The organism is Streptosporangium sp. NPDC004379, assembly GCF_042873875.1.
In the GTDB taxonomy this organism is placed as follows: domain Bacteria; phylum Actinomycetota; class Actinomycetes; order Streptosporangiales; family Streptosporangiaceae; genus Streptosporangium.
Window position 1 is genome coordinate 556,275 of the sequence record NZ_JBIAMC010000002.1, and the last position, 14,934, is coordinate 571,208.

Sequence of the window (14,934 nt, forward strand, 5' to 3'; positions counted from 1 at the left end):
GTCCCTCCGGACCCTGCGGACCGGCCGGACCCGTGTCACCCGCCGGACCCTGCGGACCCGCCGGGCCGACGTCACCGGGCAGACCCTGCGGACCAGCCGGACCAGCCGGACCAGCCGGGCCCTCCGGACCCTGCGGACCAGCCGGACCGGGCTCACCCGGCGCACCGGGCAGACCGGGCTCACCCTGCGGACCCGTCATGCCCATCGGACCCATCGGGCCCTCGGGGCCGGCCGGGCCGGGGAGACCGGGCTCGCCCTGCGGACCCGGAAGTCCGGGCAGACCCTCCGGTCCGGGCTCGCCCTGCGCACCCTGCGGGCCTTCCGGACCCTGCGGACCGGCCGGACCCTGCGGACCGACGCCGCCCTGCGGACCGACCGCACCCGCCGGGCCGACCGGGCCGGCCGGACCCTGCGGGCCCGCCGGACCCTGCAGACCGGTGTCACCCTGCGCACCGACCGGGCCCTGCGGCCCCACCGGTCCGGGCGGGCCCTGCGGACCGGCCGGGCCCTGGGGTCCGGGAGGACCGGGGGGAACGGCACAGAGCGATTCGGGAAGGCGAAGCCACCTGCACAGCAGGATGTAGTTGCCTGCCGCCACGGGCGGAGTGGGAGCGACCGTCGGCGGGGTGGGGGCGGGAAGAGGCACCGCCGTTCCCCCCGACGGAATACAGAACGTGTGGAAGGTCACCATGAGCGGGCTGTCGCCGCAGAAGGGGTCAGGATCCGCCTTGCTGCTCTGCACCTGCTTCGGCACCTGCCTGGGTGCTGTGGTGTCGGCGAACGCCGGAGCGGACGCCTGAGTGAGGACGGCCCCGGCGAGTGCACCGCTCGCCAGGACGCTTTTCATAAGGGTAGCCACGACGTCTTCTCTACTCTTCCCACGCTCGCAAAAAACCCGGTACGGGCACTTTTGAATCATGGCGGGGAATCAGGAAACAGTGCCCCCCGGAATCGTTTGACGCACCTGACGAGGAGAGCGCGTTTCTTTACCCATCACCCCCACAAAACGTCGAATAAAAGCAGATGTCCTTAACATCCCAACAGCACCGCCAAATGCCTTATCACGCTCGATGCCGACAACATCGATGAAGCAGCTAAAAAGGCGGAAAGCCGTACATCATTCCAAAGTGAAAGGTAACCGGAGAAGCAGGGGGAGCACCGGCGTCCCCGGCGGGAGGGCCTCTCGGCGGGGCCCCCGAGGGACTCTCCCGAGGCTCTCCGGGGGAAGTCCCCCCGGAGGCTTCTCCCAGAGGCTTCCGGTGGGTTTTCCGGCGGATCCTCCGGGGAGTGGACCGGGGACCGCGCTCTCCCCAGAGCCGCGGCCGCCCGCTAATGTGCTTGACGCCCGATCCCCCGCTACCGAAAGGCGGACGCGCCCATGACGGACGACTACGCGACGACTTTTAAGATCATCGACGTCGACGGCGACGGCCTGATCTCGGTTGAGGAGTTCACCCGCCTCATGGAGGTGCTCGGCCAGCCGGTCACCCCCGAGGCGGCCCGTGCCGCCATCGCCAAACTCGACCAGGACGGCGACGGACGCATCTCGCTCGAGGAGTTCGCCGGATACCTCCGGTAGGGCGGGCGGACGCGCCGTCCCACCCCGCTCTCCACCGGCCGTGCCGGGCGCGGATGAGCGCCCGGCCCGTGGATCCCCCTTGCAGGCCACGACGGGCCAGCCACGGACCGGACGCAGGTCAGGTCCATTCCCGGCCCTCCGGGCCGTGACACCTGCCGGAATCACCGTCCGTCGGCGGCGGCACGCCCGTTTCATCTCTTTCTCGGAAATTTCCATCAGCCGTTTTCAGGTGCGCCCGCTTTTCGGCCGTTCACGCGCGAGCTCGGGCCTGCGGACGTAGACGGGGTCCCCGGGCCGGATCATGTCGTAGATCGGCCTGGCGTTGTGGAGTGGAACGCGGATGCATCCGTGCGACGCCGGGTGCCGGGGCACCTTCTCGGAACCGTGGAAGCCGATCTGGCCGTTGAAGTAGACCGTGTAGAACTGGTCGCCCAGCGGCCCGCTGGTCCACCCGGGCGTTCGCAGCCAGGCGCGGAAGTCGCCGGTCGGCGTGACCGCCACCCCACAGTGGCCCTTCTCGCAGTAGTGCTCGCCGTTGCCGGTGGAGATGTGGGTGACCAGCTCGGGCCTGCCGTTCCGCCATACGGTCAGCAACTGGCGGCGCAGGTCGATCTCCACCCGCGTGGGACCGCCGGACGGCACCAGCGGCCTGATCCGTGCGGGGTGGGCGAGCGCGCGCCAGGTGGGGCCGTCCACCTCGTCGACCGGGGGCAGCCCGTTCGCCTTCTGGAAGGCCCACACGGCCGCGCGCATGGCGGGGCCGTACGTGGAGCCGGGCGGCCCCGCGGCGAACCCCAGCCGGCTCAGCCTCCGCTGGACCGCGAGGACGATCGTCCCCTCCGCCCCGAACCGCAGGACCGGGAGCCTCACGGCGGCGCGCCCGCGGCCGGAGGGCGGTCGCCCCGGATTCACCGGCCGTCCCGGCGGGGCCGCCAGGGCGCCCGGGGCGACCGGTGAACCCGTGGTGCTCGCGGGACCCGGGGGCCCCGCGGAGCTCCCGGGCACCGGAGGACGCGCCGTCGCGACGTCGCCGGGTGCGAGCCGGAACGGCAGGACCGCCGTCAGCAGGAGAGTCGCATTCACCGTCAGCAGACAGTTGATGGTCTTTCGCATTTTCCACGCCCATCCACGCTAAGGGGGAGAACGCTCAGAAGGAGCGCGAGTACCGCCGCTCCTCCACGGCCATGCGCACCAGTCCGACGGCCTCCCGGGCACATCCCCAGGAAAAGCTGAATCCGGCGCCGCCGTGCGCGAAGTTGTAAACGACCTGGTCTTCCTCGTCCCATTCCAGGCAGACGTTCTCGCCGCGGAACGGGCGCAGTCCGACCCGAACCGGCTCGTCGGGATCGATCCTGGCGCGGCGCAGCGCGGGCATGAACGCGAGGCACCGCTCGTACATCTCACGGATGGGGGCGTGGTTCTCCAGATCGATTCCGGTGTCCCACTCGTCTTTTTCCGCCAGCCCGCCGAGAACGAGGAGATCCTGGTTACGCGGAACGATGAAGACGATGTCCTGCTCGTCGTGGCGCTCGTCGTGGGAGACGCAGTGGGCCTCCTCGATCCGGGGACCGCGCAGGCCCCCGTTGCGGACCCGGACGAGCGCGCCGCGCAGCGGGTACATGGGGACGCCACGCAGCTCGGCGGTGCCGAGACCCGCGCAGCAGACGACCAGTCCGGCGCCGAACCGCTCGCACAGCTCGGCCTGCCGGGCCGCCAGCGGGCCATCGACGCGGTGCCGCACCACCCGTACGCCGTGACGGACGACCTCGCGCATCAGCCACGCCATGTACTGGTCGGTGTCGATCACGGGTGCCAGGTGGGAGTAGGCGTCGACCACGCCGTAGCCGGGGCTCACGCCGTTGCGCCCGGCGAGCGCCGGGTCGCGGAGGAAACCGCGGACCTTCCCGGCGAGCTCCCGCATCTTGTGCAGATCATGCGGGTTCTCCTCGACACGGTGCCGGAAATAGAAATTGGACCTTCGCATGGCCACTCCTGGCACCTTGGCACGGGCCATCTCGTCGAACATCCGGTACGAGGTGACGCACCAGTCCTTGGACCGGGCGAGCGATATCTCGTCGTGATGGTAACCGCACACCGCCGGCGGCCACTCCCACAAAGCCCCCGCGACGACCGACACGATGTCGGGCGCGAATCTGTCCGCGACGACGGTGACCCGGAAACCCTCTCTGGCCAGACACAGGGCGGTCGTCAATCCGCTTACACCGGCCCCGACAACGAGTATTCTCTCCGAATTCGCGCGCACCTGGGAACGCCTTCTTCCTGAATTCACCCGGATCGACCGGTATCTCGGCACGGCCGGCCGTGAAATGGCCGCCCCGCCGTAGCACTCAAACGACTCCAAGGGTAGATCCGGGCGCCGACGCCCCCCGGAGCGTCGGCGTGCCCGGGAAATCCCGCGAACGACCACGGAACCAGGACGAATGATGAACGATCAGGGAGATCTCCTGGACCGGACGCGGGTAGCCCCGGCGGCCGCCGAATGCTCCGATGACGGCCGGTCGACCCCGTTCCGACCTCCACGGGCCGATCGCGCCGATCGGCCCGGCGGAAGGTTGACGCTTTTTTGGCCCGGCCGCAGGAATGACCCGCGCCCGACCCGGGCGCAAGGGGGGAGATTGCCTGTGTTGCTCGGCAGGCTCGCCTATTCGCCCCCGGTGGGGGCGATGGACGGAGGCGGCCGGACGGGTCTCGCTTGTGCGGGAACATGATGGCAAGGAGGGGTTTGGGCCCCGCATGACGGACGCCCCGCCGGAGAACCGGCGAGGCGTCGCGGATCATTCTCTGATCGGTCGCGGATCGGTCGTGGATCGACCGCCGGCCCATCGTCCGGATCAGCCGTCCGGGGGTCCACCGGAACGGCGCCCGGACGGTGACCGGGTGGTCGTCAGGCGGTGGTGAGATACACCTGGCTGACGACCTCGGCGAGCTTCTTCAGGTCCCCGGCCGCGTCGGTCTCCGGCGTGGCCGGGTCGTAGACGGCCGCGATGCGGCGCTGGATCGGGCCGAGCTTCTTCAGCTCGTCCCAGGCGGTCAGCCGGTTCACCGCGCCCTGGGCGGTCCGGACGCGGGTCCAGAGATTCACCTGCTGGGCGGCGCCGTCCTTGACCGGCGCGGACACCCGCGTCGCGACCTGCTCGGGAGCGACCTGGCCGACGAGGCCGGTCTCCTCCGCGGCCACCTGGGTCAGGACGTCCCAGGCGCGGGCGCGGACCTGGATCCACTGGTTGCGGTGCGCCTGCGCGGCGTCGATCTTCCAGGTCTGGTAGCCGCCGTACAGCAGGCCGGTGTCCAGGGAGATCTGGTCGATCCGCGCCGCGTTCACGTAGCCCTCGACCTTCTCGGGGGCGAGCAGCGGGTACCGCTTGGTCATCTCGGTCTTGCAGGCGGCGTCGGCGCCGCAGGCGAGCTCGGGGACGACCGTGTGAACGCCCAGCCGCTTGCCCGGGGCCGCCTGGCGCAGCGCGGCCGACGCGCCGGTGACGAAGGCGCTGACCTCGGCGTCCGTCGCGAACGTCTTGTTGTAGCCGAGCTGCGAGGTGAAGCGGATCCCGGTCACCTCGGGCCGCGCGGCCAGCGCCGCGACGCGCTTGACGGCCGCGGCGAAGTTCGCCGGGCCCGCCTTCCAGTCGTCGGCCAGCTCGGTGTCGAGCCAGACGCGCAGCCCGCCGCCCCGGGCGGCGGTCACCGCCTGACCGGTGGGGGTCTGCGCGGCCGCGGTCACCTCCTGGGCGGTGGGAGCCTGCACGGCGGGCTGGGTGCCCTGGGCGCCCTGGGTGGTCGCCGGGGTGGCGGCCGTCGTCTTCGCGCCGGTGCCGCCGGGGCCGGTGAAGCTGCCGTCGTCGGGGCCGGTCACGCTGCCGTCACCGCCGATCCCGTGCCCGTCGGTCGAGCACTGCTGGCCGCTCTCGCACTCGGGGGCCCCGCCGTCCTCGGCGTCCTCGGGAAGGGGGGAGCCGTCGTCGCCGACCGCGCCGTCTCCCTGGAGCTCCGCGCAGTAGTTGCCGGGGGCCGAGCAGTCGATGAACTTGCCCTGCAGCGGGGTGGCGTCCTTGAGGTTGGCGTTGTCGTTGTTCATCCAGAACCTCGCGACGTCGAGGGCCTCGTCCGGCTTGGCCAGCCAGTGGCACACCACGTACGCCGGGGCGTCGGCGCTCATCAGATCGTTGCAGCTCCGGGGATCGTCCTGGGAGTAGGCGGCGACCGCGGGGGTCACCGCCCCGATGACCGTGAGCACGGCGCCGACGGCCAGGGTTCGCCGCAGAGTGAGTCGCATTCTTTAAGCTCCCGGGTAAAGCCGGTCAAAACGATCGTTTGGCACTCTATCCGGATCATCCTTGTCTCAACAGGCTTTGTCAGGAACTCATAGAGTTCCCCCAGGTCCCCCCGCACCCCACCGAACCCGTCCCGCACCGCTGAACCGTCCGGGCCGTCCGGCCGGTTCGGGCCGTTCTCCCGCCGCACCGCCTCGCCCCGCGCCCGCCGCCCGGCGACGGGGTATCGATAATCGAAGCATGATCTCCGTACGGCGGGCCCGCTGATGGCGGCCGAGTCCTCGCAGACCCTGGAGCGCGGGCTCCGGCTGCTCCGCCTGCTGGCCGACGGCCGGCGCGGCCGCACCCCCACCGAACTGGCGGCCGAGCTGGAGCTGAGCCGCCCGGTGGTCTACCGCCTGCTCACCACGCTCCAGAACGAGGGTTTCGTCCGCCGGGGCGGTGACGGCCGGGTCCACCTGGGGTTCGGCGTGCTCGTGCTGGCGCGGGCCGTACAGCCGCTGCTCCGCGAGGGCGCGCTGCCGACGCTGCGCGGACTCGCCGAGGAGGTGGGCGCGACGGCGCACCTGACCGTGGCCGAGGGGGACGACGGCCTCGCGGTGGCGGTGGTGGAGCCCTCCTGGACCGACATGCACGTCGCCTACCGCGAGGGATCCCGCCACCCGCTCAGCCGGGGCGCGGCCGGGCACGCCATCCTCGCCCTGCGGCAGGGCCGTACCGGCTATGTCGTCACCGAGGGACAGCTCCAGGAGGGTGCCCGCGGCGTGGCGGCGCCCGTCACCGGTCTGCCCTGGCTGGAGGCGTCCGTCGGGGTCGTCGCCTTCACTCCGCTCGATCCGGAGGCCGTCGGCCCCCGTGTCGCCGCCGCGGCCGCCGAACTGGGCCGCACCCTCGCCTGAGAAACGCGGCGGGACGCATGTCGGAACGTGGCGGGCCGGCGGAATCCGTGGGATCCGTGAGATCAGTGAGACCCACACGGGGCCCGCTGACCTGTCGGCCGATCCCCCGGATCCTTCCCAGGGGACGGTGATCCCCAGGGTGAATGCCCTTTCCGCCAAGAATTCTCCGCACGGAAAGCCGTTCACCGCAGCAAAAGACACGGGCCAGACGGCTTATAGGAACATGTTATTATCCCGCAATTCCATTGACCGGATAAAGAAGATTTGTCATATTGTCGCAATGATCCGATCTCGTCCCCTCGCCGGAGCGGTTCTCGCCTCCGTCCTGCTGGCCGGTTCCGTCACCACCGCGGCCACCGCCGCCGCCACGCCGGTCCCCGCGACCCCCGCGATCGCCACCCTCCCCGCCGCGTCCGCCGTGTCCGCGCTCGCGCCCACCGGCGCGACGGCCCGGCCGTCCAACGGCAAGCTCCTCTACGCCCGCCTCAGCGACGGCCGGGGCGTCCTGAAGATCAAGAACGGCACCACGCGGGACGGGGTCGTCACCCTCGTCCGCGGCAGGACCAAGGCGATCAGCCTCTACGTCCGCGCCAGGTCCACCGCGAAGACCAGCGTGGTCGAGGACGGCACCTACCGGGTCTACTTCACGACCGGCTACCGGTTCAGCGTCTCCAAGGGCAGGTTCACCCGGGGCGCCTCCTACCAGCGCTTCGACAGCCGGCTGAAGTTCACCACGACCTCGACCAGCGCGACCAGCTGGACCCTGACCCTCAACCCGGTCAGGGGCGGCAACGCCCGCGCGAGGCACATCAGCCCCAAGGACTTCCCCGCCTGATCCCCGCCCCGTCGCGGCCGAGCGGGTGCGCGCCCCGAACGGGCCGCGCACCCGCTACCGCGCCCCACATCGCGGAAGCCCGGGTGCGGCGGCCCGTCCGGATCAGGCGATCGGTTCGAGGAACTCAAGGCGGTTTCCGTGGGGATCCTCGCTGTAGAAGCGCCGCATCCCCGGGAAGTCGTCGTCGAAGGTCACCGGGTGACCCGCCTCCGTCAGACGCCGGGCCCACCCGTCGAGATCGTGGACCAGCAGGCCGGGGTGCGCCTTGCGTGCCGGGCGGAAGTCCTCCTCGACGCCGAGATGCAGCTCGATGCCGTGCCCGCGGAACCAGCAGCCGCCCCGCGCGGCCAGGACGGGAGGCTTGGGGATCTCGGCCAGACCGAGCACTCCCTCGTAGAAGTCCCGCAGGACGGGCTCGCTCCCCGGTGGGCAGGCGAGCTGGACGTGGTGCAGCATCACGACTCCCTGAAAGTATCTTGACATCAAGCTACTTTGTCCTGGATCGCTCCGCCATCCACCGCCCCGCCCGGTCGTCGCTCCGAGGTCGTCGGTTCTTCGGGGTCAGGAGGGTGCCGGAGCCCCCAAGGTGTCGCGGTGGCGGTAGAGGTCGCGCAGGAGCAACGCCTCCGCGCCGTGGTGGATGACCTCGCGGTTGATGTGCAGCACCAGCGCGGCCATGGGGTAGTCGGCGAACGGCCCCTCGGCCGGGCCGCAGGGCCGGGCCAGGCCCTCGGCGCCGAGCGCCCGCACGCCGTCCGCCCAGGCGGCGTACGCCTCGTCGAGCTGCCTCAGGGCCTCGCCCGCCGTACCGGCGTAGGGGAAGGTCGCGTACTCGGCGGCGGGGCCCCCGAAGTGCGCGGCGGTGCGCGCCCCCAGGACGCCCACGATGATGTGGGCGAGGCGCCAGGCGATCGTCGTCACCGGCGGCGGACTCGGCTCGGGGATCGCGAGGTCGATCGTGAAGTCCCTGTTCCCGACCGCGCCGGACACGTTTCCGACGACGCCGGCCGCGGCGCCGTCACCGTGGGGACGCGCACCTCCGGTGGCGCCGGGGGCGGCGGCGGCTGCGCGGGGCCGTACGCTCCAGCAGCCGGCGACCGGCTCCCAGAGGTACTCCTCATCGGTCAGACCGTCGAGACGGGGCCGGAGGTGGTGACGCCAGTGCCATTCGAGCTGGTCGAGGAGCAGGTCGTTCCAGTCCGGGGTCGTATCGGGATGAGTGGTCGTACCGGAATGGGTCATGGCAGGACGATAGAAACGATCGGGGACCGTATCGGTCCTCGATCTCTGGCAATCTCGGCCCATGTCCCACACACCGGCGCTCGACACCTCCGCCAGGCTGCTGAAGCTGCTGTCCCTGCTGTGGTCGCGCCGGGACTGGCCGGGCGCCGAGCTCGCCGCGCGGCTGGGCGTCACCCGCCGCACCGTCCGGCGCGACGTGGAACGGCTGCGCCTGCTCGGCTACCCGGTCAGCGCCACACCGGGGGTGGCGGGCGGATACCGGCTGGAGGCCGGGGCCACGCTGCCGCCGCTGCTGCTCGACGACGAGGAGGCCGTCGCCGTGGCGATCGGGCTGCGCCTGGCGGCCGGCGGCGCCGTCACCGGGCTGGAGGAGACCTCGGTACGGGCGCTGGTCAAGCTGGAGCAGCTGCTCCCGGCGCGGTTGCGCCGTCGTCTGACCGCGCTGCACGCCGCGACCGTGCACCTGCCGGGCCGGGCCGCGGCGGTGGACTCCGCGGCGCTGTCGACGCTCGCCGGCGCCTGCCGGGACCGGGAGCGGCTGCGGTTCGCCTACCGCGACGCCTCCGGCGCGGCCGGTGACCGTACGGTGGAGCCGTACCGGCTCGTCCACGCCGGGCAGCGCTGGTATCTCGTCGCCCTGGACCTGCTGCGCGACGACTGGCGGACCTTCCGGGTCGACCGGATGGACGCGCTGCGGCCGACGGGCGCCCGTTTCGTCCCGCGTGACCCTCCCGACGCCGCCGCGTTCGTCGCCGCCTCCGTGTCCACCGGCCCCTACGCGTTCACCGCCCGGGTACGGCTCGCCGCCCCGGCGGACGCCGTCGCCGGGCGCGTGCCGCCGACGGTCGGCGTCCTGGATGACCTCGCCGACGGCACGTGCCTCCTGACCACCGGATCGGACTCCCTGGACGCCATGATCGCCCACCTGATCCTCATCGGCGTCGATTTCGAGGTGCTGGACCCGCCCGAGCTGGCCGACCGCGTCCGCGCCGCGGCCGCCCGCCTCACCCGCGCCGCCCCGGCCCGTCCGCCGGATGACCCTTGACGATCATGACGATACGGGCGGCTTCCGCGCGTTCTCCCGCGATGTCGTCATGATCGGCGAGGGGGACGGGTGATGCCCGGGGTCAGCGGCCGGTCGCCAGGCCGAGGCCGCCGTTGACCGGGACGACCTCGCCGGTCATGAACCCGTTGGTCGCGACGAGCAGGACGGCCTCGGCGACGTCCTCGGGCCGTCCGACGCGCCCCACCGGCAGGGCCGCGGCGTGCTCGGCGAACATGGCCGCCCGCTGCTCCCCCGGCAGCCCGTACCACCACGGGGTGTCGATCACGCCGGGTGAGACGGCGTTGACCCGCAGCGGGGCCAGCTCGACGGCCAGCGGCGGGACCATCGCCTCCAGCGCGCCGTTGATCGCGGCCAGGCCGGCGGTGCCGGGCAGGGCCGCCCGCGCCGAGGACGCGGTGAGGAGGGTGACCGAGCCGTCCTCGGTCATCCGGGGCAGCGCCGCCTGGAGGATCCGCAGATGCGGCCAGACCTTCCGCTCGAACCCGTCGCGCAGGCCGTCCAGATCGAGGGAGGCGAACGGCCCCGCGCCGGAACCGCCGCTGAGGGCCAGCACCAGGTGGTCGTATCGGACGTCCTCGGCGAAGAAGTCGGCCACCTCCTCGGGCGAGCAGCCGTCCACCCGCCGCGCGGTGACCTTGCCGCCGATCCGCCCGGCCGCCGCGCCGAGCCGGTCGGCATCGCGGCCGGTGATGACCACCTCGGCATCCCGCTCGGCGAAGAGCCTGGCGACGGCCTCGCCGATCCCCGAGCTGCCCCCCATGACCAGTGAACGTCGTCCGGACAGCGACATGGGTCGCCCCCTTTATTTGTCGATACTCATCGTCTCGACAAATAATTACCGAGACTACAAGTCTCGTCAAGTAGGATCGGGGCATGCAGACCGGCGGCAGTGACCAGACCACCCGCCGCCCGCACACCGGGCGGCGGCGCAACGAGGCGGCACGGCGGGCGATCCTCGACGTCGTCGTGGACCTCATCGGGCGGGACGACGACGCGCCGGTGACGATCGACACGATCGCGGCGGCGGCCGGGGTGGGGAAGCAGACCATCTACCGCTGGTGGCCCTCCAAAGGGGCCGTCCTACTGGAGGCGATGACCGAGCGCGCCGACCTGGACATCCCACCACCCGACACCGGGACGCTCGCCGGCGACCTGGAGGCGTTCCTGCGCGCCACGTTCCGTCTCGCCGGGCAGGCGACGATGGCTCGCCTGCTACGCAAGGTGATGGTGGAGGCGCAGCTCGACCCCCAGATGGGCGAGGCGACGCGAGCCTTCCTCGCCCGGCGGCGGAGCGCGCTGCGCGGCCTGTTCGAGCGGGCCGCCGAACGCGGTGAGGCCGCCCCGGGCGGCGACCCCGACCTGCTGGTGGACCAGGCGTTCGGCGTGCTCTGGTACCGGATCCTCGTCGGGCACGCCCCCCTCACCGAGGCATCCGCCACCGAGCTGGCCGGCGCCCTGGCAGCACAGGCCGTACGGCGGGCGCACGGCGAGCCGGACCCGCCGCGCTGAAGGCGGCGACGCGCCACCCCGCCACCTCCGGATCGCCGGAACCGTTGTCACCCGGCCGTCGGCTCCACCGCACGCCCTTCCCGCACCGCTCGGCCGGGTCCACCGCCGGCGGGCCTCACCGCAGGGCGGCCCACAGCCCGGCCGTCCCGACGATGACGTCGAAGACGACGCACCACTCGGCGAGCGACCGCGCCACCACCCGCCCGTCCCGCCAGAGGAACGCGTCCCCGACGCCGTGGCCGAGCAGGCCGGCCGCCATCAGGAACAGGCCGAGATCCGGGGAGAGGTACGCGGCGCCCAGCGCGACCGCGACGCAGCCGAGCGCCACGGGCAGCTGCGCGGCGCGCAGTCCCGTGCCGCGCAGCCGTCCGTTCGCCAGGCCCGCCGCGGCGGCCAGGAAAGCGGCGGCGATCAGAACCGGCCGGGGGTCGACGCCGATCATCCGCGTCAGCACCACCACGGCCGTGAAGGCGATGATCACGCTCCAGGTGAGGCCGGGGCGGCCGATCACGGTGACGGTCAGGTACCCCGCCGCCAGCAGGGGCAGGATCACCGAGAACTCGCTTCCGTCCCCGAGGTCGGAGACGAGGACCGCCGCCACGGCGATCGCCAGCCAGGTGGGCCAGCGTCGCGCGAACGCCGCCGCCGCGCGGGCGAGGGGGCCGCGCGCGGGCCGGCCGGTCCCGGGCGCGGACCTGGCGGCTCCGGAGGCGGGCCGATCGGTCCCGGGCGCGGACCTGGCGGCTCCGGAGGCGGGCCGATCGGTCCCGGGCGCGGACCCGGCGGCTCCGGAGGCGGGCCGATCGGTCCCGGGCGCGGACCCGCCGACCCTGGGCGCGGACCCGGCGGCTCCGGGGGCGGGCCGGTCGGTGCCGGGTTCCTGTCCGGGGGCCGGTTCCCGGGCCGAGGGCGGATCCGGCTCACGGACCGGTTCCGGGGCCGTGACCGGGGTGTTGCCGTAGGTGTGTTCCGTCACGGTTCGACGATGGGACGCGGCGCGTTCCCGTCCGCACCCGGCGGCGCGACGGGTCCGGAAACTTGGGGAACACGTCCTTACGGCACCGGCCTCCCCCGCCGGGGGCCACCACCCACGATCGAGCGCCTCGCCCGTGCCCTGCCGTCGGTCATGGTGATACGGCCGGCTCCCATGGGGAGGCCCGGTGACACCCCGGCCGGGCGGGGATCCCCGGGTGCGGCGGGGATGTTTGACAGGGCCCGGCCGGGTGACGGAAGGTTGTACGTATAAAGGACAGTAGTGTCCGATAAGCGGACATTCTGTGTCACCCTCTGCAGGCTCGGAGAGGCGCATGCCGTACTACCGCATGGTGGGAGAGGTTCCCCGCAAGCGACACGTGCAGTTCCGGCGGCCCGACGGCGGACTGTACGCCGAGGAGCTGATGGGCGAGGAGGGCTTCTCCAGCGACTCGTCCCTGCTCTACCACCGCCACCTGCCCACGGCGATCCTCAAGTCCGAGGCGGTCGAGCCCACGGCGGCGACGGCGCTCGCGCCCAACCTGCCGCTGTCGCCCCGGCACTTCCGCACCCAGGACCTCCCGGTGGGCGGCGACCTGGTGACCGGGCGCGGGCTGCTGGCCGGCAACGCCGACGTCCGCATGTCGTACGTCGCGACCGAGACTCCCAGCGAGCTGTACCGCAATTCCATGGGCGACGAGTGCGTCTACATCGCGAGCGGCCGGGTCCGGTTCGAGTCGACCTACGGCGTCATCGAGGCGGGCGAGGGCGACTACGTCGTCGTCCCGACCGGGACCATCCACCGCTGGGTCCCCGAGGGCCGGGTCACGGCCTTCACCATCGAGGCCGCCGGGCACATCCGGCCGCCCAAGCGCTACCTGTCGAAGCACGGGCAGTTCCTGGAGCACGCCCCCTACTGCGAACGCGACCTGCGCGGCCCGCGGGAGCCTCTGATCGTCGAGGGTGAGGAGGTGCCGGTTCTGGTCCGCACCCGCGGCGGGCTGACCCGGCTGGTCTACCGCAACCACCCGTTCGACGTGGTCGGCTGGGACGGCTGCCTGTACCCGTACGCGTTCAACATCAACGACTTCGAGCCCATCGTGAAGGGCATCCACGCCCCGCCGCCGGTGCACCAGACGTTCGAGGGCCCGAACTTCGTGATCTGCTCGTTCTGCCCGCGGCCGCTGGACTTCCACCCCGAGGCCGTCCCGATCCCCTACAACCACCACAACGTCGACTCCGACGAGCTGATGTTCTACGCGGGCGGCGACTACACCGCGCGCCGTGGCTCGGGCATCGACGTCGGCTCGATCTCGCTGCATCCGGCCGGGTTCACCCATGGCCCGCAGCCGGGCGCCGTCGAGGCCGTCATCGAGGCCGTACGGCAGGGCCACACCCGGACCAGCGAGCTGGCCGTGATGGTCGACACCTTCCGTCCCCTCGACCTGGGCCCGGCCGCCCTGTCGGTCGAGGATCCGGCCTACGCGTGGACCTGGGCGCGATGAGGCTCTTCGCGGACCTCGTCGACGACGCGGGACTGTTCCCGCCCACGGCGCTGCCGATGGCCGACGCGCTCCGGCGGCACCGCGACGACCTGGCCGCGGGCAGTCCGGTGCTCACCCACCGGTTCCTGTGCCCGGCGAGCCGCCTCGCCGAGCTGCGCGCCCATCTGGAGGGGGCGGGGTTCCCCGCCGCGGGCTCCCCGGCGGGCGGAACCGGGCGGGCGGACCGGGCCGAGCCGACGGACCGGCCGGGGCGGGCGGGTCCGTCCGGGCAGGCGGACCAGGCCGGACGGACGGACCAGGCCGAGCGGGCGGACCAGGCCGAGCGGGCGGAACCGGCGACGGAGCCGATCCGGCTCGGGCTGATCCTGGACGTCCCGGAGGTCCCGCCGCACGACGGCCTCGACGGACTCACCGTCGAACTGGTCGAGGTGCCGGGCGGCCGACCGGTCGCCCTGGACATCCCGGCGCGGCAGTTCGTCGAGGTCACCGCCGCGCAGCCGCCGATCGAACCGCCTCCCGGGGTCGGGCTGAAGATCAGGTGCGGCGGCGCGACGGCGGCGGCCTTCCCCACCCCGCAGGAGCTGGGCGCCTTCATCACCCACTGCGCCGAGCGCGGCATCCCGTTCAAGGCGACGGCGGGCCTGCACAACGCGGTCCGCCACTTCGACCCGGCGCTGGGCGTCGACCGGCACGGCTTCCTCAACCTGGTGCTCGGGGTCTGCGCGGCGGCCGAGGGCCGTGACCCGGTCCCGGTGCTGACCTCGACCGACGTGGGCGAGCTGGTACGGCTCGCGCTGGCCGTACCGGACGGCACCGCCGAGCGCGCCCGGAGGCTGCTGGTCTCCTACGGTTCGTGCAGCACGGGCACACCGATCGACGACCTGACCGCCCTGGGGCTCATCGGCGCGTCACCGGCCGCGACGGGGTACGGGACCGGGATGGCCGGCGACGGAGGAACGGCCGGCGCGGCCGCCGATCCGACGACGGCGACCGCCGGTCCGACGACGAAAAGGGTCCGATGACGAAGGAAACGGG

15 protein-coding genes are annotated in these 14,934 nt (G+C 72.6%); 7 read left to right on the forward strand and 8 right to left on the reverse strand.

What is annotated here, in order from left to right:
* On the reverse strand, positions 1–183 hold a 183-nt coding region (locus ACFYSC_RS06635; protein WP_389957641.1), incomplete at its 3' end, for a hypothetical protein.
* Positions 184–1,378: 1,195 nt separating this feature from the next.
* Between ACFYSC_RS06635 and ACFYSC_RS06640 the strand changes: the two genes are divergently transcribed.
* Positions 1,379–1,579 (forward strand): EF-hand domain-containing protein, encoded by a 201-nt coding sequence (locus tag ACFYSC_RS06640; RefSeq protein ID WP_362931472.1) that lies wholly within the window; start codon positions 1,379–1,381, stop codon positions 1,577–1,579.
* 225 nt (positions 1,580–1,804) lie between these two features.
* Here ACFYSC_RS06640 and ACFYSC_RS06645 read toward each other — a convergent pair whose 3' ends face one another.
* From ACFYSC_RS06645 to ACFYSC_RS06655, 3 genes are all read right to left on the reverse strand, one after another.
* Positions 1,805–2,449 (reverse strand): L,D-transpeptidase family protein, encoded by a 645-nt coding sequence (locus ACFYSC_RS06645; RefSeq protein ID WP_389957644.1) that lies wholly within the window; start codon positions 2,447–2,449, stop codon positions 1,805–1,807.
* A gap of 277 nt (positions 2,450–2,726) precedes the next feature.
* A complete protein-coding gene (locus tag ACFYSC_RS06650; protein ID WP_389957647.1) occupies positions 2,727–3,893 on the reverse strand; it encodes an FAD-dependent oxidoreductase in 1,167 nt (388 codons plus the stop codon).
* A gap of 591 nt (positions 3,894–4,484) precedes the next feature.
* Positions 4,485–5,873 (reverse strand): hypothetical protein, encoded by a 1,389-nt coding sequence (locus ACFYSC_RS06655; RefSeq protein ID WP_389957651.1) that lies wholly within the window; start codon positions 5,871–5,873, stop codon positions 4,485–4,487.
* A gap of 264 nt (positions 5,874–6,137) precedes the next feature.
* Here ACFYSC_RS06655 and ACFYSC_RS06660 point away from each other — a divergent pair, with 264 nt between their 5' ends.
* Together ACFYSC_RS06660 and ACFYSC_RS06665 are read left to right on the forward strand one after the other, a co-directional pair.
* Positions 6,138–6,770 (forward strand): IclR family transcriptional regulator, encoded by a 633-nt coding sequence (locus ACFYSC_RS06660; RefSeq protein WP_389957653.1) that lies wholly within the window; start codon positions 6,138–6,140, stop codon positions 6,768–6,770.
* Between the two features lie 280 nt (positions 6,771–7,050).
* Positions 7,051–7,605, forward strand: a complete 555-nt coding sequence (locus ACFYSC_RS06665; RefSeq protein ID WP_389957656.1) for a hypothetical protein — start codon at positions 7,051–7,053, stop codon at positions 7,603–7,605.
* A gap of 102 nt (positions 7,606–7,707) precedes the next feature.
* On the opposite strand, the gene ACFYSC_RS06670 is transcribed toward ACFYSC_RS06665, so the two are convergent.
* Positions 7,708–8,088, reverse strand: a complete 381-nt coding sequence (locus ACFYSC_RS06670; protein ID WP_389957659.1) for a VOC family protein — start codon at positions 8,086–8,088, stop codon at positions 7,708–7,710.
* A 78-nt stretch (positions 8,089–8,166) separates the two neighbouring features.
* The gene (locus ACFYSC_RS06675; RefSeq protein WP_389957662.1) at positions 8,167–8,847 is read right to left on the reverse strand and encodes a DinB family protein; all 681 of its coding nucleotides are present in this window, start codon (positions 8,845–8,847) and stop codon (positions 8,167–8,169) included.
* Positions 8,848–8,908: 61 nt separating this feature from the next.
* On the opposite strand from ACFYSC_RS06675, the gene ACFYSC_RS06680 reads away from it, so the two are divergent.
* Positions 8,909–9,892, forward strand: coding sequence for a helix-turn-helix transcriptional regulator (locus tag ACFYSC_RS06680; RefSeq protein ID WP_389957665.1), 984 nt, complete (start codon positions 8,909–8,911; stop codon positions 9,890–9,892).
* 82 nt (positions 9,893–9,974) lie between these two features.
* Here ACFYSC_RS06680 and ACFYSC_RS06685 read toward each other — a convergent pair whose 3' ends face one another.
* On the reverse strand, positions 9,975–10,703 hold the full coding sequence (locus tag ACFYSC_RS06685; protein WP_389957668.1) for an SDR family oxidoreductase: 729 nt from the start codon (positions 10,701–10,703) through the stop codon (positions 9,975–9,977).
* Between the two features lie 83 nt (positions 10,704–10,786).
* Here ACFYSC_RS06685 and ACFYSC_RS06690 point away from each other — a divergent pair, with 83 nt between their 5' ends.
* A complete protein-coding gene (locus ACFYSC_RS06690) occupies positions 10,787–11,422 on the forward strand; it encodes a TetR/AcrR family transcriptional regulator (RefSeq protein WP_389957671.1) in 636 nt (211 codons plus the stop codon).
* 115 nt (positions 11,423–11,537) lie between these two features.
* Here ACFYSC_RS06690 and ACFYSC_RS06695 read toward each other — a convergent pair whose 3' ends face one another.
* Positions 11,538–12,398, reverse strand: coding sequence for a hypothetical protein (locus ACFYSC_RS06695; RefSeq protein WP_389957674.1), 861 nt, complete (start codon positions 12,396–12,398; stop codon positions 11,538–11,540).
* Between the two features lie 331 nt (positions 12,399–12,729).
* Between ACFYSC_RS06695 and ACFYSC_RS06700 the strand changes: the two genes are divergently transcribed.
* A complete protein-coding gene (locus ACFYSC_RS06700; protein ID WP_389957677.1) occupies positions 12,730–13,899 on the forward strand; it encodes a homogentisate 1,2-dioxygenase in 1,170 nt (389 codons plus the stop codon).
* Positions 13,881–14,921, forward strand: a complete 1,041-nt coding sequence (locus ACFYSC_RS06705; RefSeq protein ID WP_389957679.1) for a hypothetical protein — start codon at positions 13,881–13,883, stop codon at positions 14,919–14,921. The genes ACFYSC_RS06700 and ACFYSC_RS06705 overlap by 19 nt, the downstream gene beginning before the upstream one ends.
* Positions 14,922–14,934: the final 13 nt, after the last annotated feature.

Coding starts and splice junctions, on each gene's coding strand:
- ACFYSC_RS06660 (WP_389957653.1), top strand. CDS start 6,138: ATGGCGGCCGAGTCCTCGCAGACCCTGGAGCGCGGGCTCCGGCTGCTC.
- ACFYSC_RS06670 (WP_389957659.1), bottom strand. CDS start 8,088: ATGTCAAGATACTTTCAGGGAGTCGTGATGCTGCACCACGTCCAGCTC.
- ACFYSC_RS06680 (WP_389957665.1), top strand. CDS start 8,909: ATGTCCCACACACCGGCGCTCGACACCTCCGCCAGGCTGCTGAAGCTG.
- ACFYSC_RS06640 (WP_362931472.1), top strand. CDS start 1,379: ATGACGGACGACTACGCGACGACTTTTAAGATCATCGACGTCGACGGC.
- ACFYSC_RS06690 (WP_389957671.1), top strand. CDS start 10,787: ATGCAGACCGGCGGCAGTGACCAGACCACCCGCCGCCCGCACACCGGG.
- ACFYSC_RS06655 (WP_389957651.1), bottom strand. CDS start 5,873: ATGCGACTCACTCTGCGGCGAACCCTGGCCGTCGGCGCCGTGCTCACG.
- ACFYSC_RS06665 (WP_389957656.1), top strand. CDS start 7,051: ATGATCCGATCTCGTCCCCTCGCCGGAGCGGTTCTCGCCTCCGTCCTG.
- ACFYSC_RS06685 (WP_389957668.1), bottom strand. CDS start 10,703: ATGTCGCTGTCCGGACGACGTTCACTGGTCATGGGGGGCAGCTCGGGG.
- ACFYSC_RS06675 (WP_389957662.1), bottom strand. CDS start 8,847: ATGACCCATTCCGGTACGACCACTCATCCCGATACGACCCCGGACTGG.
- ACFYSC_RS06700 (WP_389957677.1), top strand. CDS start 12,730: ATGCCGTACTACCGCATGGTGGGAGAGGTTCCCCGCAAGCGACACGTG.